Genomic DNA, 21,576 nt, shown 5'->3' with positions numbered 1-21,576 from the left:
GCGGCGCCGCTCGGGCGCACCAGGACATCGTAGCAAGGCCCGCGACCGGCCCACGCCCCGGGGTCGCGCCACGCTCTAGGATCGCAGCGTGCTCCTCTCCGACCGCGACATCTCGCTCGAACTCGCCTCCGGCCGCGTGGGGCTCGCCCCGCACGATCCGTCGATGCTGCAGCCGTCGTCCGTCGATGTGCGCCTCGACCGCTTCTTCCGGCTGTTCGACAACCACCGCTACCCGTACATCGATCCGGCCGAGGACCAGCCCGAGCTGACCCGCCTGGTCGAGACGCCGCAGGGCGAGCCGTTCATCCTCCACCCGGGAGAGTTCGTGCTCGGCTCGACCTACGAGGAGGTGTCGCTGCCGGACGACATCGCTGCGCGACTCGAGGGCAAGAGCTCGCTCGGGCGGCTCGGGCTGCTGACCCACTCGACCGCCGGGTTCATCGATCCGGGCTTCACCGGCCACGTCACCCTCGAGCTCAGCAACGTCGCGACGCTCCCCATCACGCTCTGGCCGGGGATGAAGATCGGCCAGATGTGCTTCTTCCGCCTCAGCTCGCCCGCCGAGAAGCCCTACGGCTCGGCGGAGTACAGCTCGCGGTACCAGGGCCAGCGCGGCCCGACCGCGTCGCGCTCGGCGCTCAACTTCCACCGCACGGACGTCTACTCGGACTGACGCCCTCCGCGAGATGCCACTTCGGTACGCGACACGCCGGTGAACGCGTACCGAAGTGGCATCTCGCGGGGAGGGATCCGGGCGCGGGGGTCAGCCGAGCAGGCGGGGGAGCTGCAGCACGAGCCAGGGGGAGAACGCCCACGGCGTCGAGCGGACGGCGGCGAGCGTCGCCTCGGCGTCGACCCACTCGTAGTCCATGACCTCGTCGAGGCGCGGATCGAGGGCGTCGCGGCTCGACAACGTCGCCGTGTAGACGGGGCAGATCTCGTTCTCGACGATGCCGGACGCGTCGACCGCGCGGTAGCGGAAGTCCGGCAGGGCGACCTCCAGCGTGGCCAGTCGGGCGCCGAGCTCGCGCTCGGCCCGGCGGACGACGGCGTCCTCGATCCGCTCGCCCGGGGCGGGATGCCCGCAGAAGGAGTTGGTCCAGACGCCCGGCCAGGTGCGCTTCTCCAGCGCGCGGCGGGTCACGAGCAGCGCGCCGTCCGGGGAGAAGACGTGGCAGGAGAACGCGAGGTGCAGGGGAGTGGCCGTGTCGTGCACGGTCGCCTTGTCGGCGACTCCCACGGCGTTCCCGGCCTCGTCGAGGAGGACCACCTGCTCGATCCGGTCCGTCTGCACAGTGGCGGCTGGCGAAGTCATACCCGCAAGTCAAGCACGCCGCAACACATCAGCCGGCTTATCGTTCGGGTTCTCCCCTTTGTTAGCCTTCCCACGTGGATACGCGCGACCCCGTGGTTCTGTCCCGGTTGAGGCAGGAGCACGTTGATGCCGTCCTGGACAGGTTCTTCTCGTTGGCGAGGTCCCGGGCGGTGCGTCTCGGACCCCGCTACCTGACCCTCTGGCAGACGCTGGAGGCCAACACCCGCGGCGGCAAGCGCTTCCGCCCGCTGATGGTGATCTCGGCGTACGAGGCCCACGGCGGCCAGGATCCGGAGGCCGCCGCCCATCTCGGCGCGGCGTTCGAGCTGCTGCACACCGCGCTGATCGTGCACGACGACGTGATCGACCGCGACTTCGTGCGCCGCGGCGGCCCGAACGTCTCGGGCAGCTACCGCGACGAGGCGACGACCGCAGGCCTCTCCATCCCGATCGCCGAGCACCGCGGCACCTCGGTGGCCGTGATCGCCGGAGACCTCGCGCTCACCGGCGCCCACCGCCTCGTCGAGGGCGTCGGCGCCTCGGACGGCGTGCGCGCCCGCCTGCTCACCCTGCTCGACGAAGCCGTCTTCGCCTCGGCCGCGGGCGAGCTGGCCGATGTGGACTTCTCCCTCATGCCGGGCATGCCCTCGGTCGACGAGGTGCTCGAGATGGAGCGCCTCAAGACGGCCGTCTACTCCTTCGAGGCGCCGCTCCAGGCCGGAGCGATCCTCGCCGGGGCCTCGGACGCCGCGGTGGACGCGCTCGGCGAGTTCGGCCGCTGGATCGGCATCGCCTACCAGATCGTCGACGACCTGCTCGGCGTCTTCGGCTCGGAGGGTCAGACCGGCAAGACCACGCTGGGCGACCTCCGCGAGGGCAAGCGCACCGTCCTCATCGCCCACGCGGCCGGCACGGACTGCTGGCCCGACATCGAGGCGCTGATCGGCGACGAGCACCTCGCGCCGGAGACCGCGGAGAAGGTGCGCGGCATCCTCGAGGAGTGCGGCGCCCGCAGCTACGCCGAGGGGCTCGCGAACCAGTTCGCCGACCGCGCCTGGGCGGCCCTGGAGACCCCCGCGGTGTCGGAGGCGTTCCGCAACGAGGTCCGTCCGCTGGTGGCCAGCGTGGTCGGGCGCACCCGATGAGCGCTGCCCGCCACGCGCGGATGCGCGCGACGATGCGCTCCGCCCGGCCGAGCCCCCGTACGGTGGCACGATGAGCCGCCAGAGCGAACTGTACGACCGCGTCGCGCACGAGTCGTCCGCGCAGGTGATCCGCCGCTACTCCACCTCCTTCGGGCTGGCCACGCGCCTGCTCGCCCCGGGCGTCCGCGAGCGGGTGGAGGACGTCTACGCCCTCGTGCGCGTCGCCGACGAGATCGTCGACGGCGTCGCCGAGGAGGCCCGTCTCGACCGGGCCGCGGTCGAGGAGTCCCTCGACGCCTTCGAGGCCGAGACCGAGCGCGCCCTCGCCTCCGGCTACAGCTCCAACCTCGTGATCCACGCCTTCGCGCGGACCGCTCGGGCGACAGGATTCGGCACCGAGCTCACCCGTCCGTTCTTCGCCTCGATGCGCGCCGACCTCCGCGAGACCGAGCACACCCCCGAGTCCTTCGAGGCCTACGTCTACGGCTCCGCCGAGGTCGTGGGGCTGATGTGCCTGCACGTGTTCCTCGCGGCGCCGGACGCGGGGCTCGTCTCCGAGGCCGCCCGCGAGCGGCTCGTGGCCGGAGCGCGCCGCCTGGGCGCCGCGTTCCAGAAGGTCAACTTCCTCCGCGATCTCGCCGCCGACGTCGACGGCCTCGGCCGCAGCTACTTCCCCGGAATCGACCCGCGCGCGTTCTCCGAGCGCGACAAGGCCTCGCTGCTCGCCGACCTCGACGACGACCTCGCCGAGGCCGCCGCCATCGTGCCCGAGCTCCCGCGCTCCAGCCGGCGCGCGGTCCTGCTCGCCCACTCCCTCTTCGCCGCCCTGGCCGACCGGATCCGCGCCACGCCCGCTGAGGAGCTCCTCCGCGCCCGCGTCAGCGTGCCCACGGCCACGAAGGCGGCGCTCGCCGCGAGGGCGGCCGTCTCGACGCTCGGCCCGCGCCTGGGCCCCGGCCCCGTCCGCGCGACCCGCTCGAGGACCGGCCCGCACCGCGCCGTCGTCATCGGCGGCGGGATCGGCGGGCTCGCCTCCGCCGCGCTGCTCGCGCGCGACGGCTACGACGTGACCCTCCTGGAGGCGCGCGAGGCCGTCGGCGGCCGCGCCGGCTCGTGGGAGCACGAGGGCTTCCGCTTCGACACCGGTCCCTCCTGGTACCTGATGCCCGAGGTGTTCGACCACTTCTTCCGCCTGATGGGCACCAGCGCCGAGGAGCGCCTCGACCTCGTCACGCTCGACCCCGGCTACCGCGTCTACAGCGAGGGCGTCGACGAGCCGATCGACGTGCTCGCCGACCTCGAGTCCAACCTCGCGCTCTTCGAGAGCATCGAGCCCGGAGCGGGCGAGCGGATGCGCGCGTACCTCGACTCCGCGCGCGACACCTACGAGATGGCCAAGCGCCGCTTCCTCTACACGAGCTTCTCCTCCTTCCTCCCGCTGCTGCGCCGCGACGTGCTCAGCCGGACCGGGAGGCTCGGCCGCCTGCTGCTCACGCCGCTCGACACGTTCGCGGCGACGGCGGTCACCGACAACCGGCTGCGCCAGATCCTCGGCTACCCGGCCGTCTTCCTCGGCTCCTCGCCGTTCGCCGCGCCGAGCATGTACCACCTGATGAGCCACCTCGACCTCGCCGACGGCGTGCTCTACCCGATGGGCGGATTCACGAAGCTGATCGAGGCGGTCGCCGACGTCGCCGAGGAGGCGGGCGTCACCGTCCGCACCTCCTCGCCCGCGACGCGGATCCTCACCGCGCGCTCGCCCCGCGGCGGGCGCCGAGGCGCCGAGGTCGTCGGTGTCGAGTTCACGGGCCCCGACGGCACGGAGCGGATCCCCGCCGACCTGGTCGTCAACGCCTCCGACCTCTTCACCACCGAGCAGTCGCTCCTCCCCGAGGAGCTGCGGACCTACCCGCCGTCCTACTGGGAGAAGCGCGAGCCCGGCCCGAGCGCCGTCCTCGTCCTCCTGGGCGTGCGCGGAAAGCTGCCCGAGCTCGAGCACCACACCCTGCTCTTCACGAAGGACTGGCGCGACAACTTCGACAAGATCTTCGGCGAGCACCCGACCGTCCCCGACCCCGCGTCGATCTACGTCTGCCGCCCGAGCGCGACCGACGCGAGCACGGCTCCGGAAGGGCACGAGAACCTGTTCGTGCTCGTGCCGATCCCGGCCGACACCTCGATCGGTCACGGCGGAGTCGACGGCGCGGGCGACGCGCGCGTCGAGGCCATCGCCGACCAGGCCGTCGCGCAGATCGCGACCTGGACCGGCGCGACCGATCTGGCCGAGCGCATCGTCGTCCGCCGCACCATCGGCCCGGCCGACTTCGAGAGCGATCTCGGCGCCTGGCGCGGCTCGATGCTCGGGCCGGCCCACGTCCTCTCGCAGAGCGCCTTCTTCCGCGCCGGGAACGTCAGCAGGCACGTCGACGGGCTGCTCTTCGCCGGCAGCTCCACGATCCCCGGCATCGGCCTGCCGATGTGCATCATCAGCGCCGAGGTCATGCTCAAGCGCGTGCGCGGCGACGTGTCGACCGAGCCGCTGCCCGTGCGGGAGACGCCGTCGGCTCCGGTCGCGCCCGTCGCCGTGGGGGAGTAGGCGTGGGGATCCTCTACCTGCTCGCGCTCCTCGTCTCGATCACCGGGATGATCGTGCTCGACCGCCGCTTCCGGCTGTTCTTCTGGGCGGACGCCCGCCGCGCGGCGATCGTGCTGCCCGTGGGAGTCGCGTTCTTCCTGGTCTGGGACCTCGTGGGGATCGGCCTGGGCGTGTTCTTCCGCGGCGAGACCTCCTACATGACCGGTCTGCAGCTCGCTCCGGAGCTCCCGGTCGAGGAGGTCCTCTTCCTCACCCTGCTCTGCTACCTGACGATGGACGTGCACGGCTTCCTCTCGCAGCGGGTCGCCCGGCGGGCGGAGGCGCGCGCGTGACCTACCTCCTCCTCAACGCCGTGTTCCTCGCGGTGGTGCTGGTGCTGCTGCTGCTCGCGCTGCGCCGTCGTGTCCTGCGCCTGCCCGCCGTCCTCGGCACGCTCGCCGTGCTGCTGGTGACGACCGCCGTGTTCGACAACATCATGATCGGAGTGGGCCTGCTGGTCGCCTACGACGACGACCTGATCTCGGGGATCCGGATCGGCGTCGCTCCGATCGAGGACTTCGCCTACGCGATCGCCGCGGCCCTCGCCCTCCCGGCGCTCTGGGTCCTCCTGCCCTCGCGACGTCGGAGCGAGCCATGAACCGGCTGCGCGCGCTGTTCGTCTCGAGCCGCCCGCTGAGCTGGGTCAACACCGCCTACCCGTTCGCGGCGGCGTATCTGCTGACCACCCGCGAGATCGACCTCGCCTTCGTGCTCGGCACGATCTACTTCCTCATCCCCTACAACCTCGCGATGTACGGGATCAACGACGTCTTCGACTACGAGTCCGACCTGCGGAACCCCCGCAAGGGCGGCGTCGAGGGAGCCGTGCTCGACCGGAGCGAGCACCGCGCGACGCTGATCGCGGCGGTGGCCACGAACGTGCCGTTCCTGGTGGCGCTGGTGCTGCTCGGGTCCCCGGTCTCCTGGCTGGTCCTCGCGATCAGCGTCTTCGCCGTGATCGCCTACAGCGCGCCGGGGCTCCGCTTCAAGGAGCGGCCCTTCGTCGACTCGCTGACCTCGGCCACCCACTTCGTCAGCCCCGCCGTCTACGGGATCGCCCTCGCGGGCACCGTGGTCACCGGACCGCTGGTGGCGCTGCTCGTGGCGTTCTTCCTCTGGGGGATCGCGAGCCACGCCTTCGGAGCGGTGCAGGACATCCTGGCCGACCGGGCGGGCGGCATCGGCTCGATCGCGACCGTGATCGGGGCGAAGGCGACCACGCGCTTCGCCATCGGCGCCTACGTCGCGAGCGGACTGCTCCTGCTCCTGCTGCCCTGGCCGGGGACCCTCGCGGCTATCCTCGCGGTGCCGTACGCGGTGAGCATCTGGCCGTACCGGTCCCTCGAGGACGCCGAGGCGGAGCAGGCGAACGCGGGCTGGAAGCGCTTCCTCGCGCTGAACTTCCTGACCGGCTTCCTCGTCACGCTCCTGCTGATCGTGTTCTGGATCGCCACGGTCTGACCGCGTCCGGCGGCGCGCGCGGAGAGACGTCGACCGCCTCTCCGCGTGCCGGCCTCGTCAGTCCCGGCGAGCGGGCGGAGCGAGCTGCGGCTCCGGCACGACGGGGGCGGTCGCCGGCGGGCGGCGCACCGGCAGGAGCAGCACCAGTCCGACGGCGAGGACGAGGACGAGCCCGAGGATGCCCCAGTACTGCACGTTCGCCTCGCCGCTGCCCGAGACCGCCGCGGCGATCGAGACGGCGGCCGCGAAGGCGGCGGGAGCGAGGAACGAGGCCGCGCGCCCGGTGGTCGCGTAGAGGCCGAAGATCTCGCCCTCGCGTCCCTCCGGGATGAGGCGGGCGAGGTAGCTGCGGCTCGCCGACTGCGCCGGGCCGACGAACAGGCACAGCAGCAGGCCGAAGATCCAGAACACCGTGCTCCCCCCGTCGTGCAGGACGAAGACGGCCGTGCCGCAGACGACCAGGCCGATGAGCGACGCGACGATCACGGCCTTGGGGCCGATGCGGTCGTCGAGCGCGCCGACCGAGATGGTCGCCACTCCGGCGACGACGTTCGCGGCGATCGCGAACAGGATCACCTCGCCGGCGTCGAAGCCGAAGGTGCCCTGCGCCAGCACGCCGCCGAAGGTGAAGACCCCGGTGAGCCCGTCGCGGAACACCGCGCTGGCGATGAGGAAGGCCACCGTGCTCCTGCTCTCGCGCCAGAGGGCGGCGACCTGCGCGAAGAGCGCGCGGTAGGAGGCGATCACGCCGACGCGCTCCGCCCGGCTCGCCCGCGCCGGCGTCTCCGGCACCGCGACCAGCACCGGGAGGGCGAAGACCGCGAACCACACGCCGGCGACCAGGATCGAGACGCGCACGTCGAGGCCGTCGTCCCCCGTCACCCCGAAGAGCCCGACCTCGGGCGAGATGAAGCCGACATACACGATGAGCAGCAGGACGATGCCGCCGACGTACCCCATGCCCCAGCCGAAGCCGGAGACGCGGCCGATGGTCGCCCGGGTCGAGACCTGGAGGAGCATCGCGTTGTAGTTGACGCTCGCGAACTCGAAGAAGACCGTGCCGACCGCGAGCAGTCCGAGTCCCAGCCAGAGGAGAGCCGGGTCGGGGCGCACGAGGAACATCAGCAGGATGCAGAGGACGACGACGGAGGAGTGGACCCCCAGCCAGAACCGGCGGCGCCCGCCGAGGTCGGCCCGGCGGCCGGTGATCGGCGCGATGACGGCGACGACCACGCCGGCGGCGGCGAGCGACCAGCCGAGCGCGGCCGAGACTCCGCTCGATGTGCCGAAGAGCCCGTCGGTGGTCAGGTAGACGGTGAAGACGAAGGTGGTCACCACCGCGTTGAAGGCCGAGCCGCCCCAGTCCCACAGGCCCCAGGCGAGGACGGGCCAGCGGCCGGTGCGCGTCGTCATGGGCCCACCGTAGGGGGAGGAGGTGAACGGCCGGAAGCCGCGGGACCCGCGAGTCTGAGAGTTGAGCCGATGCGACTCAACTTCTCGCCTCCGGACTTGACGCGAGACGACGGATGCGTAAACTTGAGCGTGCGGGGCTCAACTCCCGCAGAGGATTCCGCACCACCCGTCAACTGACCGGCCGCCGCCCGCGCGACGCCGATCGCGAAGGAGAACAACGCATATGTCCCGTGCCGTAGGCATCGACCTGGGAACCACCAACTCTGTCGTGGCCGTCCTCGAGGGAGGCGAGCCCACCGTCATCGCCAACGCCGAGGGCTTCCGCACCACGCCGTCCGTCGTGGCGTTCACCAAGGACGGGGAGGTGCTCGTCGGCGAGACCGCGAAGCGCCAGGCCGTCACCAACGTCGACCGCACCATCGCGTCGGTCAAGCGCCACATGGGCACCGACTGGACCTTCGGCGTGGAGGACAAGAAGTACACCCCGCAGGAGATCTCGGCCCGCATCCTGGGCAAGCTCAAGCGCGACGCGGAGCAGTACCTCGGCGACAAGGTGACCGACGCGGTCATCACCGTCCCGGCCTACTTCAACGACGCCGAGCGCCAGGCGACCAAGGACGCCGGCGAGATCGCCGGCCTCAACGTCCTGCGCATCATCAACGAGCCCACCGCGGCCGCTCTCGCCTACGGCCTCGACAAGGGCAAGGAGGACGAGCTCATCCTCGTCTTCGACCTCGGCGGCGGAACGTTCGACGTCTCCCTCCTCGAGGTGGGCAAGGACGACGACTTCTCGACCATCCAGGTCCGCGCGACCTCGGGCGACAACCGCCTCGGCGGCGACGACTGGGACCAGCGCGTCGTCGACCACCTGGTCAAGCGCTTCAAGGACTCGACCGGCGTCGACGTCTCGAAGGACAAGATCGCGCGCCAGCGCCTCAAGGAGGCCGCGGAGCAGGCGAAGAAGGAGCTGTCCTCGAGCACCTCGACCAGCATACAGCTGCCCTACCTCTCGCTCACCGAGAACGGCCCGGCGAACCTCGACGAGACGCTCACCCGCGCCAAGTTCGAGGAGCTCACCAGCGACCTGATCGAGCGCACCCGCAAGCCCTTCACCGACGTCATCGCCGAGGCGGGCGTCAAGGTCGAGGACATCGCGCACGTGGTCCTCGTCGGCGGCTCGACCCGCATGCCGGCCGTGGCCGAGCTCGTCAAGAAGCTCACCGGCGGCAAGGAGCCCAACAAGGGCGTCAACCCGGACGAGGTCGTCGCCGTCGGCGCCGCGCTGCAGGCCGGTGTCCTCAAGGGCGAGCGCAAGGACGTCCTCCTGATCGACGTGACCCCGCTCTCGCTGGGCATCGAGACCAAGGGCGGGATCATGACCAAGCTCATCGAGCGCAACACCGCGATCCCGACCAAGAGGTCCGAGACCTTCACCACGGCCGACGACAACCAGCCGTCCGTCGCGATCCAGGTCTTCCAGGGCGAGCGCGAGTTCACGCGCGACAACAAGAACCTGGGCACGTTCGAGCTGACCGGCATCGCGCCGGCCCCGCGCGGCATCCCGCAGGTCGAGGTCACCTTCGACATCGACGCCAACGGCATCGTCCACGTGTCCGCGAAGGACAAGGGCACCGGCAAGGAGCAGTCGATGACGATCACGGGCGGCTCGTCGCTTCCCAAGGACGACATCGACCGCATGGTCCGCGAGGCCGAGGAGCACGCCGCCGAGGACAAGGCCCGCCGCGAGGCCGCCGAGATCCGCAACAACGCCGAGACCCTGGCGTATTCGATCGACAAGCTGATCAAGGACAACGAGGACAAGCTGCCCGAGGACGTCAAGTCCGAGGTGCAGGGCGACGTCGACGCGCTGAAGACCGCGCTCGCCGGCGACGACGACGCGGCCGTCAAGACCGCGTTCGACGCCCTCAACGCCTCGCAGACCAAGATCGGCCAGGCGATCTACTCCCAGGACCAGGCCGCGCAGAGCGCCCCCGCGGACGCTCCGGCCGACGGTGACAAGAAGGACGACGAGGACATCGTCGACGCCGAGGTCATCGACGAGGACGAGCCGAAGGACACGAAGTAGCCATGGCAGCCGAGAACGAGCCCCAGGACCTCCCCGAGGAGCAGCCGGTCACCGGCGGCGAGGCGGGAGCCGAGGCGGCGAAGGACGCCCAGGACCAGGAGGGCCTCATCGAGGCCGAGGGGCCCGACGTCGAGACCAGCCTCTCGGACGCCGACCTCTCGTTCCTCTCGGGCCAGTCCAGCGCCGAGACGCTCGCGGCCGAGCACCTCGCCGACCTCCAGCGGGTGACCGCGGAGTACGCGAACTACCGCAAGCGCACCGAGGCGAACCGCCAGGTCGACAAGGAGCGGGCGATCGGCGACGCGGTGAAGGTCATCCTCCCCGTGCTCGACGACCTCGACCGCGCCGAGAAGCACGGCGACCTCGCCGAGGGCGGGCCCTTCACGGCCATCGCGCAGAAGCTGCGCGGCGGAGTGGAGAAGCTCGGCCTGGTGAAGACCGGCGCCGTGGGCGACCTGTTCGACCCGAACATCCACGAGGCGATCTTCCAGCAGCCCACCCCCGGCGCCGAGACCTCCACGGTCGCGGACGTCGTCGAGGCGGGCTACTACCTCGGAGGCTCGCTGCTGCGGGCCGCCAAGGTGGTCGTGGCAGTCCCCGCCGACTGACCCCGCCACCGGCACCACCACCGCGGAGGACCCCGCCCCGCTCGGCAGCACGCTGCCGGACCGGGGCGGGGTCCCTCGCCGCATTCGACACAGGAAGAGGCACATGGCCAGCCAGGATTGGTTCGACAAGGACTTCTACAAGGTCCTCGGCGTGTCCAAGGACGTCTCCGCCGCGGACCTGAAGAAGACCTACCGCAAGCTCGCCCGCCAGTTCCACCCCGACTCCAACCCGGGGGACGCGAAGGCCGAGGCGCGCTTCAAGGAGATCAGCGAGGCGTACACCGTGCTCTCGGACGCCGAGCAGCGCAAGGAGTACGACCAGATCCGCGCCATGGGCGGCGGAGCGCGCTTCACCGCGGGCGGCCAGCCAGGAGGGTTCGACGACGTCTTCGGCGGCATGTTCGGCCAGGGCGGGCGCACCTCCTACAGCACCCAGCAGGGCCCGCCGCCCGGCTTCGAGGACATCCTCGGCGGCATGTTCGGCGGCGGAGGCAACCGCTTCGGCCAGCCCAGCGGCGGCTACCGCGGCTTCGGCGGCCCGCAGAAGGGCGCCGACGTCACCGCCAGCACCACCATCGACTTCCGCACCGCGACCCGGGGCGACACCGTCCAGCTGCAGACCGGCGACGGGCGCACCCTCTCGGTGCGCATCCCGGCCGGCGTCGCCGACGACCAGAAGATCCGCGTCCGCGGCAAGGGCCGCCCCAGTCCGGACGGCGGCGAGCCCGGCGATCTGGTGCTCACCGTCTCGGTCCGCAAGCACCCCGTGTTCGAGCGCGACGGGCTGAACCTGCGGGTGACGGTCCCCGTCACCTTCGTCGAGGCCGTCTTCGGCGCGACGATCGAGGTGCCGACCCTCGGCGGCGAGCCCGTCAAGCTGCGGGTCGCCGCCGGAACCCCGAGCGGCCGTGTCCTGCGCGTCAAGGGCCGCGGCGTCACGACCACCAAGGGCACGGGCGATCTGCTCGCCGTCCTGCAGGTCGCCGTCCCGAGCCACCTGTCCGGTGCCGCCCGGGAGGCCCTCGAGGCCTACGCCGCCGCCGAGCCGGACGAGGACCCGCGCGAGGACATCCTGGAGAAGGCCCGCTACTAGCACCGGATCGGCGCGACCGGTCGGAGGAGGAGACATGGACGAGAACACGCCCGTCTTCGCGATCGCCGTCGCCGCCGAGCTGGCGGGGATGCACCCGCAGACCCTGCGGCAGTACGACCGGCTCGGGCTCGTGAGCCCGACCCGGACCGCGGGCAAGTCGCGTCGCTACTCGATGCGCGATGTGGTGCAGCTGCGCGAGGTCGCCCGGCTGTCCTCCGAGGGCGTCTCGCTCGAGGGCATCGCGCGCATCCTGCAGCTCGAGAACCAGGTGCAGTCGCTCTCGCAGCGGGTGCGCGAGCTGGAGTCGGCCCTCGCCGACGAGCTCCTGAACCGGCCGGGCCGCCGTGTGTTCGCAGCCGGCCTCGAGGGCGACGTGGTCACTCTGCGCCACGGGACGCGCGCGCAGCGCCGGACCGAACTGGTCGTCTGGCGCCCCGCGCCACGATCAGGCGCCAGCGACGACGCCACGCCCTGAACGAGGGGTAGCCTGACCAGGCGCCGCCCCATCACCGCGGCGCCCGCTCCTCCGCTCGGGGCGGAGAGCAGGAGGACCGCCGTGGACGACGACAGCAGCACCCCGCGCGACGAGCGCGACGCCCCCCTGGAGCAGACGCCTCCGGAGGCCGCTCAGGAGCAGGCCGCACAGGAGCAGGCGCCGGTCGCCTCGCGCCAGGAGCAGGCCGAGGACGCCGCCCGCGCGTCCCGCAGGACGCCCGTCGTCCCCGACAACGGGTTCACCCGCGAGTCCTACGCGATCCACGCCACCCGCAGCGAGCTCCCCCTCTTCTCGGATGCGCTGAACACCGGTCGCGACGACTCCGGCTGGCTGTCGTCCCTCTCGAGCACCCTCGCCGGCCCCTCCGGGCCGGTCGGCTCCGCGCGCTCGGCCGCCGAGACGGCGCAGGCCGCGCTCGACCGCCGCACCCGTCGCCGGAGCGACGAGTCCGACTCCTGAGCCGCGGCCCCGGCTAGTCGCGCAGGCGCGTCGCGGCCATCCGGGCGTCGACCAGGCGGCCGCCGCTGAGGCGGGCGAGGATCACGGAGCCGAACGGAAGAGCGCGCACGAGGGGCAGCCCCTCGACCCGCTCCTCGTCGGTGTAGCCGAGGAGGACGTACATCCCGACCACGGCGATCGCGGCGATCGTCGCGACCCGAGCCGGGATCTGGTCCATCGTGCCGCCTCCGCCGTCGATGGGCTCGGCGAGCGTGACGCACAGGAGGAAGATCGACGCGTAGACCGCCAGGTGCACGTGGGAGCGGCTCCACGGGCGCGCGAGCGCGGCGATCGGCAGGATCCAGAGGGCGTACCAGGGGTGGATGGCGGTCGACGCGGTCACGAACGCGAGCAGCGCGCCGGAGAGGCGGGCGAGCGGATCGATCGAGCGCCGCGACAGCATGAGGCGCGCGGCGATCAGGCCGGCGAGCCCGAGCGCGAGGATCTTGACCACCGCGATCGCCGCGGCGGGGTCGTGACCGGTGAACTCGACGGCGCGGGAGACCGAGACCGTGACGAACGACATCGGCGCGTACCAGTGCAGGATCGAGCCGGGCACGACCATCGCCGCGACCCAGCCGACTCCGACCCCGGCGAGCAGCCCGACGGCGACCACGAGGCCGAGCGCTCCGGCGCCCGTCCAGAGCCAGCCGCGGGCGCGCTCGCGCCACGTCGCGTCGTGGCGCAGCCACAGCAGCGCGAGCACGGGGAGCGCGATCACGGCGATCGGCTTGATCGCGATCGCTCCGGCCATCAGCACGACGGCGGCGATGCGGCGGTCGGTCTGGGCGTAGTAGAGCGACGCGAGGATGAGCGCCAGCATCACGGAGTCGTTGTGGCCGGCGACGACGAAGAGCACGAGGGTCAGCGGGTTGGCGACGATCGTCCAGGCGGTGAGCGGGACAGAGAGGCCGCGCAGGCGCGCCAGGCGGAGCGCGTAGACGGACATCACGGCCACTCCGGCGACCGACACGGCGCGGAGCATCGCGATGGAGAGCTCGGGAGCGCCGTAGCCCGCGAACTGCACGGCGGTGCGCTCGATCAGGAGGTAGAGGGGCCCGTAGGGCGTGGGCGTGTCGGCCCAGAGCGGGTCGACGCCGAGGTCGAACCAGCCGGGGAGCGTCGCGACGCCGTGCGTGTAGGGGTCGATGCCCTGGGTCATCAGGCGCCCCTGCGCCACGTAGGAGAACATGTCGTGGCTGAACAGCGGCACCGTCACCAGCAGCGGAGCGGTCCAGGCGAGGGCCGCCACCACGATGGTGCGGACGGAGCCGGGGCCCGCCGCGAGGGCGACCGTGCGCAGGCGGAGCCACGCGATCAGCAGCAGCATCCCGCCGCCGACGACGAGGGCGCCGCTGGACTCGGTGAGCCAGCCCGTGGCGCGGATCGAGGCGATGAGGGGCCAGTCGCGGATGGGCGAGTCGGCGGGCAGGTAGCCCACGCCGAGCGAGCCGAGGAGGATCGCGATCGAGCCCAGCAGGCCTGTCGCCAGCGGCGCGGCATCCATGAAGCGGAGCCGCGGGCGGCGCTGCCGTCCCGTCGCCCGGGCCGTGTCCGGCCGCTCGATCGTCCCCCGTGAAGCCATCGGAGCCACGCTAAAGGATGGGACTCCGAAGTGCATGGACGGGCGGTGAACGCTTGATCAGTCGGCGCTCAGGTTGTACAAGCACCCGCACGCGCATCGATCAGGGCAGGCGCGGCACCGGAGCCGGCTCCGCGAAGCGCAGCTGGTTGCCGAACGGATCGATCACATCGAGCGCGAAGCCGAACGGCGTGCGGGTGATCCGCGGGTTGAGGTAGGGGTAGGCCTTCGCGTCGAGCTCGGCGTGCAGCTCGCGGACTCCGCGGAGGGCGACGTGCACCGCGGCGCCGGGACTGCCGTCGCGGTGGTGCTCGCTGAGGTGCAGGCGCAGCCCCGAGCGCGACACCTGCAGGTAGAGAGGGGCGTCGAGCGCGGCGCGGTGCTCCCAGTCCACCTCGAAGCCGAGGTAGTCGACGTAGAACTCGCCCGCCTTGGCGACCGAGAAGATCCGCAGGATCGGCACGGCCGCCTCCAGCCGCACCGGCTCGAGGCGGTCCGGCTCCTCCGCGCTCGACCGGTCCCGTGCACGCCGTCTCGTCTCCACGCCACGAGGCTAGCCGCCCCGCGGTCGGCCCGGCGCCGGAGGGTCAGTCGACGAGATCGAGACCTCGCAGCAGCCGGAGGGTCTCGACCCCGGCGGGCGGGCAGCGGCCCGCATAGGAGCCGTCGACCCAGTGCAGCGAGTCGATCTCGCCGCTCGGGCGCGCCTCCCGGTCGAGCTCGGCGGCGAAGACGCTCATGTGCACCTCGCGCCCCTCCGGCTCGCCGTGCGCCTGGGTGCGGACGGTGAACAGGGGCTCGAGGCCGAGCGCGACCGCGCCGAGCTCCTCGCGTGCCTCGCGGGCCGCCGCCTCGATCCCGCTCTCGCCCTCGTCGACCTTGCCGCCGGGGAGGTAGAGGACCTCCCGGCCCCGCGCCGTGACCATCAGGACGCGCCGGTCGCGGAGGACCGCGACGGCGGACACGACGATCGGCGGGAGGGTGCTCATCCGCTCATCATGCCCGCCGCGGGCCGACCGGTGCGGCGCCCCCGCGGCTACCATGGGGGCACACCAGAAGGACGCGCGCAGCCGGCGCGCGCCGGGGCCCCGTGCGCCCGAACAGCTGAGGAGCAACCCGTGGCAGAACCCACCACCCTCGACAAAGTCATCACCCTCGCGCAGCACAGGGGATTCGTCTTCCCCTCGGGTGAGATCTACGGGGGCACCCGCTCCGCGTGGGACTACGGGCCGCTCGGCGTGGAGTTCAAGGAGAACATCAAGCGCCAGTGGTGGAAGACCTTCGTGCAGGGCCGGGGCGACGTCGTCGGCCTGGACTCCGCGGTCATCCTGCCCACGGCGATCTGGCACGCCTCGGGACACGTTGGCGTCTTCTCGGACCCGCTGACCGAGTCGCTGATCACCCACAAGCGCTACCGCGCCGACCACCTCTTCGAGAAGTACGAGGAGGTCAACGGCCACCCGCCCGTGAACGGCCTCGCCGACATCCCGGACCCGGAGCACCCCGACAAGGTCGGCCAGTGGACCGAGATCAAGCAGTTCTCGGGCCTGATGAAGACCTACCTCGGCGTCGTCGACGACGAGTCGGGGCTGCACTACCTGCGTCCCGAGACCGCCCAGGGCATCTTCACCAACTTCGCGAACGTGCTGCAGAGCGCCCGCCGCAAGCCGCCCTTCGGCATCGGCCAGATCGGCAAGGCGTTCCGCAACGAGATCACCCCCGGCAACTTCATCTTCCGCACCCGCGAGTTCGAGCAGATGGAGCTCGAGTTCTTCGTCGAGCCCGGCACGGACGAGGAGTGGCAGGAGACCTGGATGCAGCTCGCCTGGGACTGGTTCGTCGGGCTCGGGATGAACCCCGAGAACATCCGGCAGTACGAGCACCCGAAGGACAAGCTCTCCCACTACTCCAAGCGCACCGTCGACATCGAGTACCGCTTCAGCTTCGCCTCGGGCGAGTGGGGCGAGCTGATGGGAGTCGCGAACCGCACCGACTACGACCTCAAGACGCACATCGAGCACTCGGGCAAGGACCTCTCGTTCTTCGACCAGAACAAGAACGAGCGCTACGTGCCGTTCGTGATCGAGCCGTCGTTCGGCCTCACCCGCGCACTCATGGCGTTCCTCGTCGACGCCTACGAGGAGCAGGAGCTGCCGCCGAACGCCAAGGGCAAGGTCGAGACGCGCACCGTGCTGCACCTCGACCCGCGCCTGGCGCCCGTCAAGGTGGCCGTGCTGCCGCTCTCGCGCAACGAGGCCCTCTCTCCGCTCGCGCGCCGCGTCGCCGACCAGCTGCGCCAGCTCTGGAACGTCGACTTCGACGACTCCGGAGCGATCGGCCGCCGCTACCGCCGCCAGGACGAGATCGGCACCCCGTACTGCGTGACCGTCGACTTCGACTCCCTCGAGGACGACGCCGTGACCGTCCGCGACCGCGACACGATGAAGCAGGAGCGCATCCCGCTCGAGCAGCTCGAGTCCTACCTCTTCACCGGGCTCCGCGGGGCCTGACGCTCCTCCCGGGACGCCGCCGACCCGACAGGCCGGCGGCGTCCCGGCGAGCGCGGACGAGCGGGCGCTGCGGTCAGCGCTCGCGGGAGAGCATGGCGAAGACGAGGGTCGAGGTCCACTCGCCCTTGCAGAACTCGTCCTCCCGGTGGTGCGCCTCGAGGCGCATCCCGAGGCGCTCGCAGAGGCGGGCGGAGGCGGTGTTCCGGGCGTCGAGCCGCGCGATCACGCGGTGCGCGCCGAGGGTGTCGAACGCGAGGTCGAGCAGCGCCCGGGCGGACTCGGTCGCGTAGCCGCGCCCCTGCGCCTCCGGGTGCAGCACCCAGCCGATCTCGACCGCCTCCTGCTCGACGGACGACGCGATGAGCGTGAGGTCGCCGATCATCCGCCCGGCGAGGACGCCCTCGCGGGGGACGATCGCCAGCACGGCCACGTCGCCGTCGGCGGCGAGCCGTGTCGAGGGGAGGCGGCGCTGCAGGTGCGCCCGCGACTCCTCAGGGGTGCGCACCGGCCAGCGGAGGAACCTCACGGCGTCGGCGTCGCCCTGGTAGCGCGCGTGGTCCTCGGCGTCCTCCGGCCCGAGGGGGCGCAGGAGCAGGCGCTCGGTGAGCAGCGGCGCGGAGCGCAGCGGCTCCGCGTCGAAGGGGAGCCGGAGGCTCACGCGGTGGCGGCGTCCGCGTCGGGGCGCGCGACGGCGGGCTCGGCCGGGACCTCGATGCCGAAGAGCGCCTCGAGCCCGGTGAGGTACGCCTCCTGGGCTCCGGCGCGCGCGTAGTCGCGGGCGCGGACGCTCGGGGTGTGCAGCAGGACGCCGGCGAGGTGGCGGAGCGCCTGCTCGGTGCGGCCGTCCTCGTCGCCGCGGGACCGGGCCCGCTCGATCTCGGCGTCGAGCGCGTCGAACACGTGGGCGCGCAGGGCGACGACGGCCGGAGTGAGGCTCTTCTCGTCGGCGACGTCCGAGAACTTCCGGGCCGCCTTGTCGACGAGTGCGCGCGCCTGCTGCGACGCGTCGAGCACGTCGAGAGGCGCGTGCAGGCTGATCGTCTCGAGGTCGAGGAGCTCGACCCCGGCGACCGAGGTGACGTCGGAGGCGACGTTGCGCGGCAGGCCCAGGTCGATCACGAGCTGGCGCTCGCGGGAGAAGCCCTGGAGGCGCCCGGCGGCGAGCAGGGCGGCGTCGAGCACCGGCTCCTGGGTCGTGGTGCAGGTGATGACGATGTCGGCCGAGACCGCCTCGAGCGCGAGATCGGCGGCGGCGATGGGCCGGAGCGAGCGGCGGGCAGCGAAGCCCTCGGCGCGGCCGGAGGGGGAGTGCACGGCGATGTCCACCACTCCGCGGTCGCGCAGGGCCGCGACGGTCGCCCGCGCGTAGCTGCCGGTGCCGACGAGGAGGACGCGGGCCGCCCGCCAGTCGGTGACGCGGCTCGCGGCCAGGTCGAGCGCGAGGCGCACGATCGAGCGGCCGGCGCTGCCGAGGCCGGTGCGGTTCTTGATGCCGCGCGAGGTCTGCGAGGCGCGCTGGAACAGGCGCTCGAGCTCGGAGGAGGTGGTGCCGAGCCGGCGCGCCTCCTCGAGGGAGCGGCGGACCTGGCCCGCGATCTCACCCTCGCCGACCACGACGGACTCGAGCCCGCTGGAGACGGCGAAGAGGTGCTCGGCCACCCGGTCGCCCGAGACGACGTCGACGCTCCCGCGCAGCTCGTCCTGCTCGACGCCGGTCGCGGCGCTGACGGCGGCGGTGGCGGCCTCGACGGCGACGGCCTGCGCGGCGGTCAGCGGCTCCTCGATGTCGAGGTAGGCCTCGAAGCGGTTGCAGGTCGCGACGACGACTGCCCCGGAGACGAAATCGATCCCCTCGGAGAGGGCCGCGGTCACGGCGGAGGAGTCGACGGAGAGCTTCTCGAGGAGATCGAAGCTGGCGTTCTTGTGCGACGCCGTCAGACACAGAAGCACCACGTCAGTCTACGCGCGCTCTGCGGGGCGGGGTCCCCGGACTGGGGAGGAATGCACGGATGCGCCTGGAATAATGCCGCGGTGACCTCCCCCACCGACGGCCTGCTCGATCCGCTGCACCCCCTCTCCGCCGGCCGCACGGCCGACTCGCTGCTCCTGCGCGCCTACCGCTCCGAGCGGGGCGAGAGGACGCCCGTCTGGTTCATGCGCCAGGCCGGCCGCAGCCTCCCGGAGTACCGGGCCCTGCGGACCGACACAAAGATGCTCGACGCGTGCCTCGACCCGGCGCTGGCGAGCGAGATCACCCTGCAGCCGGTGCGGCGCCACGGAGTGGACGCGGCCATCTTCTTCAGCGACATCGTGATCCCGCTGCGGCTCGCGGGCGTCGGCGTCGACATCGTGCCCGGGCGCGGTCCGGTGCTCGAGAAGCCGGTGCGCACGGCCGCCGACGTCGCCGAGCTCGCCTCGATCGACCCGTCCGTGCTCGACGAGACGCTCGAGCCCATCCGCGAGGGCGTGCGCCGCACCGTCGCGGGCCTCGGCGACACACCGCTCATCGGCTTCGCCGGCGCTCCCTTCACCCTGGCCGCCTATCTGGTGGAGGGCGGCCCGTCCAAGGACCACCTGCGCGCGCGGACGATGATGCACGCCGATCCCGCCGCCTGGGCGCAGCTGATGGAGTGGACCGCCGAGGTCACCGGCCGCTTCCTCCGTGCGCAGGTGCTCGCCGGGGCCAGCGCCGCGCAGCTCTTCGACTCCTGGGCCGGGGCGCTCTCGCTCTCGGACTACACGACCCACGTCGCTCCCGCCTCCGCGCGCGCCCTCGTCCACGTGCGCGACCTCGCGTTCGACCACGGGGAGACGCGCCGCAACGTCCCGATCGTGCACTTCGGCGTCGGCACCGGCGAGCTGCTCGGTGCGATGCACGGCATCGGCGCCGACGTGGTGGGCGTCGACTACCGGATCCCGCTCGACGAGGCCAACCACCGCCTCGGCGGGTTCGTGCCGGTGCAGGGCAACGTCGACCCGGCGCTGCTGACCGCGCCGTGGGAGGTCCTCGAGGCCCACGTCGACGACGTGCTCCGCCGCGGCCTGAGCGCGCCCGCGCACGTGCTCAACCTCGGCCACGGCGTGCCGCCCGAGACCGACCCCGACGTGCTCACGCGCCTCGTCGCGTTCGTGCACGCCTGGCGGCCGTGAGCGAGGAGCGCCCCCGCGACGCCGCGTCGTACGACGTCGCGGTCGTCGGCGGCGGAGTGGCGGGGCTCGCCGCCGCCGCGGAGTGCCTGCGCATCGGCCTGCGCGTCGTGGTGCTCGAGGCGGGGGAGCGGGTCGGCGGCTCCGTCTCCCCGCTCGCGCTGGCCGGAGCCGCGCTCGACGCGGGCGCCGAGAGCTTCGCCACCCGCGGCGGCCACGTCGAGCGGGCGCTCGCCGCGCTGACCCTCGACGGCGTCCCGCTCGCCGAGTCGATCGTCGAGCCGCGGACGCACGGCTCGTGGCTGCACCTCTCGGGCGGCCGCTCCGTGCCCTCGCCCCGGGCCGGCATCCTCGGCATCCCCGGCACGCCGCTCGCCCCCGACGTGGTGCGCGCGATCGGCCGCCGCGGCGCCTGGCGGGCCTGGCTCGACACCCTGATGCCGGTGCTGCGCATCGGCCGCGCCCACTCCCTCGCCGAGCTCGTGCGCACCCGGATGGGCGAGCGCGTGCTCGAGGACCTGGTCGCGCCGGTCGTGTCGGGCGTCTACTCGAGCCGGCCGGACGACATCGACGTCGACCTCGCCGCACCCGGACTGAACGGCGCGCTCACCCGCGCGGGCTCCCTCGCCCGGGCCGTGGCCGCCCTCCGCGCGAACCTCCCGGCCGGAGTCGCGGTCCGCGGGCTCGAGGGCGGGATGCACCGCCTGGTCGCCGCGCTGGTCCAGCGGATCGACTACCTCTCCGGCGAGATCCGCACCGGCGCCTCCGTGCAGCGGCTCGACGGCTCCGACGGGGACTTCGTCCTGACCCTCGCCGACGGCTCGCTGAGCGCCCGAGCGGTGATCGTCTCGACGCCGGAGCGCGACGCCCGGGCGCTGCTCGCCGGCCTCGCGCCCGCCGTCGCGGAGCGCGCCGAGGAGGCGCCGCACGACTCCGTCGAGCTGGTGACCCTCGTCCTCGACGACGCCCGCCTGGATGCCGCCCCCCGCGGCTCCGGCGTGCTCGTGGCGCCCACCGCCACCGACGTCACGGCCAAGGCGATCACGCACGCGACGGCGAAGTGGGACTGGCTGGCCGCCTCCCTCCCGCCCGGGCGCCACGTGCTGCGCCTCTCCTACGGGCGCCCGGGCGAGCGCCCGCCGCTCGAGGGGCGCACCGACGCCGAGGCGGCGGCGATCGCCCTGCTCGACGCGTCGACGCTGCTGGGCCTCGCCCTCGATCCGGCGTCGCTCGTCGACTCCGCCCGGGTGCGCTGGGCCAACGTCCGGCCTGCCGCGGCGCTGGGCCGCCGCGCGCACCTGGAGGCGTTCCGCGAGGCGCTCGCTCCGATCGAGGGAGTCGCCGTGACCGGCACCTGGATCGCGGGCACGGGCCTCGCCTCGGTGCTCCCGCATGCCGCCGAGACGGCCGCCCTTATCCGGCGCCGACTGGTGCGTCAAGGAGTCGGGCTGCCGAGCGACGCCCGCGACGCCGACGGCTACTCTTAGGCCCAGGCATCCGTGCGAGCGCGCGGCGTGCCCCGGCACGAGTGGTCACCGACCGCGTGGACGATCGCGAGAGCGACCCAGGACGAGGAGTAGGCGTGAA

General features: G+C 72.6%; 21 protein-coding genes. 14 read left to right on the top strand and 7 right to left on the bottom strand.

Translation table 11 applies throughout. From position 1 onward, the window contains the following. Window positions 1-88: 88 nt before the first annotated feature. The gene (dcd, locus tag C5D08_RS05955) at window positions 89-673 is read left to right on the top strand and encodes a dCTP deaminase (RefSeq protein ID WP_104276244.1); all 585 of its coding nucleotides are present in this window, start codon (window positions 89-91) and stop codon (window positions 671-673) included. Between the two features lie 90 nt (window positions 674-763). Here dcd and idi read toward each other — a convergent pair whose 3' ends face one another. Next, window positions 764-1,315, bottom strand: a complete 552-nt coding sequence (gene idi, locus C5D08_RS05950) for an isopentenyl-diphosphate Delta-isomerase (protein ID WP_104276243.1) — start codon at window positions 1,313-1,315, stop codon at window positions 764-766. A gap of 170 nt (window positions 1,316-1,485) precedes the next feature. Between idi and C5D08_RS05945 the strand changes: the two genes are divergently transcribed. The 5 genes from C5D08_RS05945 to C5D08_RS05925 all read left to right on the top strand — a co-directional run bounded on the left by C5D08_RS05945 (window position 1,486) and on the right by C5D08_RS05925 (window position 6,556). Further along, window positions 1,486-2,460: a polyprenyl synthetase family protein gene (locus tag C5D08_RS05945; protein WP_244229492.1), complete on the top strand. Its 975-nt coding sequence runs from the start codon at window positions 1,486-1,488 to the stop codon at window positions 2,458-2,460. Between the two features lie 70 nt (window positions 2,461-2,530). Beyond that, entirely contained in the window at window positions 2,531-5,056 is a 2,526-nt protein-coding gene (gene crtI, locus C5D08_RS05940) for a phytoene desaturase family protein (protein WP_104276242.1), read from the top strand. Between the two features lie 2 nt (window positions 5,057-5,058). Continuing rightward, window positions 5,059-5,388 carry a lycopene cyclase domain-containing protein gene (locus tag C5D08_RS05935; RefSeq protein ID WP_104276241.1) on the top strand — a complete coding sequence of 110 codons (330 nt, stop codon included), beginning with the start codon at window positions 5,059-5,061 and terminating at the stop codon, window positions 5,386-5,388. Then, on the top strand, window positions 5,385-5,693 hold the full coding sequence (locus tag C5D08_RS05930; protein WP_104276240.1) for a lycopene cyclase domain-containing protein: 309 nt from the start codon (window positions 5,385-5,387) through the stop codon (window positions 5,691-5,693). Before C5D08_RS05935 ends, C5D08_RS05930 begins: the two co-directional genes overlap by 4 nt. Continuing rightward, window positions 5,690-6,556 (top strand): prenyltransferase, encoded by an 867-nt coding sequence (locus C5D08_RS05925; RefSeq protein WP_104276239.1) that lies wholly within the window; start codon window positions 5,690-5,692, stop codon window positions 6,554-6,556. Before C5D08_RS05930 ends, C5D08_RS05925 begins: the two co-directional genes overlap by 4 nt. Before the next feature lie 57 nt (window positions 6,557-6,613). Here C5D08_RS05925 and C5D08_RS05920 read toward each other — a convergent pair whose 3' ends face one another. After that, window positions 6,614-7,969, bottom strand: coding sequence for an MFS transporter (locus C5D08_RS05920; protein WP_104276238.1), 1,356 nt, complete (start codon window positions 7,967-7,969; stop codon window positions 6,614-6,616). Window positions 7,970-8,192: 223 nt separating this feature from the next. On the opposite strand from C5D08_RS05920, the gene dnaK reads away from it, so the two are divergent. The 5 genes from dnaK to C5D08_RS05895 all read left to right on the top strand — a co-directional run bounded on the left by dnaK (window position 8,193) and on the right by C5D08_RS05895 (window position 12,711). Next, entirely contained in the window at window positions 8,193-10,055 is a 1,863-nt protein-coding gene (gene dnaK, locus C5D08_RS05915) for a molecular chaperone DnaK (RefSeq protein WP_104222890.1), read from the top strand. 2 nt (window positions 10,056-10,057) lie between these two features. After that, window positions 10,058-10,663, top strand: coding sequence for a nucleotide exchange factor GrpE (locus tag C5D08_RS05910; protein ID WP_104276237.1), 606 nt, complete (start codon window positions 10,058-10,060; stop codon window positions 10,661-10,663). Window positions 10,664-10,766: 103 nt separating this feature from the next. Continuing rightward, window positions 10,767-11,756, top strand: coding sequence for a DnaJ C-terminal domain-containing protein (locus C5D08_RS05905; RefSeq protein ID WP_104276236.1), 990 nt, complete (start codon window positions 10,767-10,769; stop codon window positions 11,754-11,756). Window positions 11,757-11,790: 34 nt separating this feature from the next. Continuing rightward, a complete protein-coding gene (locus C5D08_RS05900) occupies window positions 11,791-12,231 on the top strand; it encodes a heat shock protein transcriptional repressor HspR (protein WP_104276235.1) in 441 nt (146 codons plus the stop codon). An 81-nt stretch (window positions 12,232-12,312) separates the two neighbouring features. Continuing rightward, a complete protein-coding gene (locus C5D08_RS05895; RefSeq protein WP_104276234.1) occupies window positions 12,313-12,711 on the top strand; it encodes a hypothetical protein in 399 nt (132 codons plus the stop codon). 13 nt (window positions 12,712-12,724) lie between these two features. On the opposite strand, the gene mptB is transcribed toward C5D08_RS05895, so the two are convergent. The 3 genes from mptB to C5D08_RS05880 form a co-directional block, all read right to left on the bottom strand. Continuing rightward, the gene (gene mptB, locus C5D08_RS05890; protein WP_104276233.1) at window positions 12,725-14,335 is read right to left on the bottom strand and encodes a polyprenol phosphomannose-dependent alpha 1,6 mannosyltransferase MptB; all 1,611 of its coding nucleotides are present in this window, start codon (window positions 14,333-14,335) and stop codon (window positions 12,725-12,727) included. Window positions 14,336-14,435: 100 nt separating this feature from the next. Further along, entirely contained in the window at window positions 14,436-14,876 is a 441-nt protein-coding gene (locus tag C5D08_RS05885; RefSeq protein WP_208543318.1) for a glyoxalase superfamily protein, read from the bottom strand. Between the two features lie 43 nt (window positions 14,877-14,919). Continuing rightward, entirely contained in the window at window positions 14,920-15,321 is a 402-nt protein-coding gene (locus C5D08_RS05880) for an NUDIX domain-containing protein (protein ID WP_104276232.1), read from the bottom strand. 129 nt (window positions 15,322-15,450) lie between these two features. On the opposite strand from C5D08_RS05880, the gene C5D08_RS05875 reads away from it, so the two are divergent. Then, window positions 15,451-16,842 carry a glycine--tRNA ligase gene (locus C5D08_RS05875; protein ID WP_104226140.1) on the top strand — a complete coding sequence of 464 codons (1,392 nt, stop codon included), beginning with the start codon at window positions 15,451-15,453 and terminating at the stop codon, window positions 16,840-16,842. A gap of 73 nt (window positions 16,843-16,915) precedes the next feature. Here C5D08_RS05875 and C5D08_RS05870 read toward each other — a convergent pair whose 3' ends face one another. Both C5D08_RS05870 and C5D08_RS05865 read right to left on the bottom strand, forming a co-directional pair. Further along, on the bottom strand, window positions 16,916-17,500 hold the full coding sequence (locus tag C5D08_RS05870) for a GNAT family N-acetyltransferase (protein WP_219815155.1): 585 nt from the start codon (window positions 17,498-17,500) through the stop codon (window positions 16,916-16,918). Continuing rightward, window positions 17,497-18,792: a glutamyl-tRNA reductase gene (locus C5D08_RS05865; protein ID WP_104276314.1), complete on the bottom strand. Its 1,296-nt coding sequence runs from the start codon at window positions 18,790-18,792 to the stop codon at window positions 17,497-17,499. The genes C5D08_RS05870 and C5D08_RS05865 overlap by 4 nt, the downstream gene beginning before the upstream one ends. A gap of 51 nt (window positions 18,793-18,843) precedes the next feature. On the opposite strand from C5D08_RS05865, the gene hemE reads away from it, so the two are divergent. Together hemE and C5D08_RS05855 are read left to right on the top strand one after the other, a co-directional pair. Further along, window positions 18,844-19,992, top strand: a complete 1,149-nt coding sequence (hemE, locus tag C5D08_RS05860; protein ID WP_104255341.1) for a uroporphyrinogen decarboxylase — start codon at window positions 18,844-18,846, stop codon at window positions 19,990-19,992. Continuing rightward, window positions 19,989-21,476, top strand: coding sequence for an NAD(P)/FAD-dependent oxidoreductase (locus C5D08_RS05855; protein WP_258065077.1), 1,488 nt, complete (start codon window positions 19,989-19,991; stop codon window positions 21,474-21,476). Before hemE ends, C5D08_RS05855 begins: the two co-directional genes overlap by 4 nt. The last annotated feature ends 100 nt before the right edge of the window (window positions 21,477-21,576 follow it).

Origin of the sequence: Rathayibacter sp. AY1B6 (genome assembly GCF_002932755.1) — a bacterium.
Lineage (GTDB): Bacteria > Actinomycetota > Actinomycetes > Actinomycetales > Microbacteriaceae > Rathayibacter.
Note: the sequence above shows the minus strand (reverse complement) of the source record. Positions and strands in the feature narration are given on the sequence as shown.

What these genes read in the sequence shown, in the direction of transcription:
- dnaK (WP_104222890.1), top strand. Translation starts at nt 8,193, where the DNA reads ATGTCCCGTGCCGTAGGCATCGACCTGGGAACCACCAACTCTGTCGTG.
- C5D08_RS05925 (WP_104276239.1), top strand. Translation starts at nt 5,690, where the DNA reads ATGAACCGGCTGCGCGCGCTGTTCGTCTCGAGCCGCCCGCTGAGCTGG.
- C5D08_RS05880 (WP_104276232.1), bottom strand. Translation starts at nt 15,321, where the DNA reads ATGAGCACCCTCCCGCCGATCGTCGTGTCCGCCGTCGCGGTCCTCCGC.
- idi (WP_104276243.1), bottom strand. Translation starts at nt 1,315, where the DNA reads ATGACTTCGCCAGCCGCCACTGTGCAGACGGACCGGATCGAGCAGGTG.
- C5D08_RS05905 (WP_104276236.1), top strand. Translation starts at nt 10,767, where the DNA reads ATGGCCAGCCAGGATTGGTTCGACAAGGACTTCTACAAGGTCCTCGGC.
- C5D08_RS05920 (WP_104276238.1), bottom strand. Translation starts at nt 7,969, where the DNA reads ATGACGACGCGCACCGGCCGCTGGCCCGTCCTCGCCTGGGGCCTGTGG.
- mptB (WP_104276233.1), bottom strand. Translation starts at nt 14,335, where the DNA reads ATGGCTTCACGGGGGACGATCGAGCGGCCGGACACGGCCCGGGCGACG.
- C5D08_RS05910 (WP_104276237.1), top strand. Translation starts at nt 10,058, where the DNA reads ATGGCAGCCGAGAACGAGCCCCAGGACCTCCCCGAGGAGCAGCCGGTC.
- hemE (WP_104255341.1), top strand. Translation starts at nt 18,844, where the DNA reads ATGCACGGATGCGCCTGGAATAATGCCGCGGTGACCTCCCCCACCGAC.
- C5D08_RS05900 (WP_104276235.1), top strand. Translation starts at nt 11,791, where the DNA reads ATGGACGAGAACACGCCCGTCTTCGCGATCGCCGTCGCCGCCGAGCTG.
- crtI (WP_104276242.1), top strand. Translation starts at nt 2,531, where the DNA reads ATGAGCCGCCAGAGCGAACTGTACGACCGCGTCGCGCACGAGTCGTCC.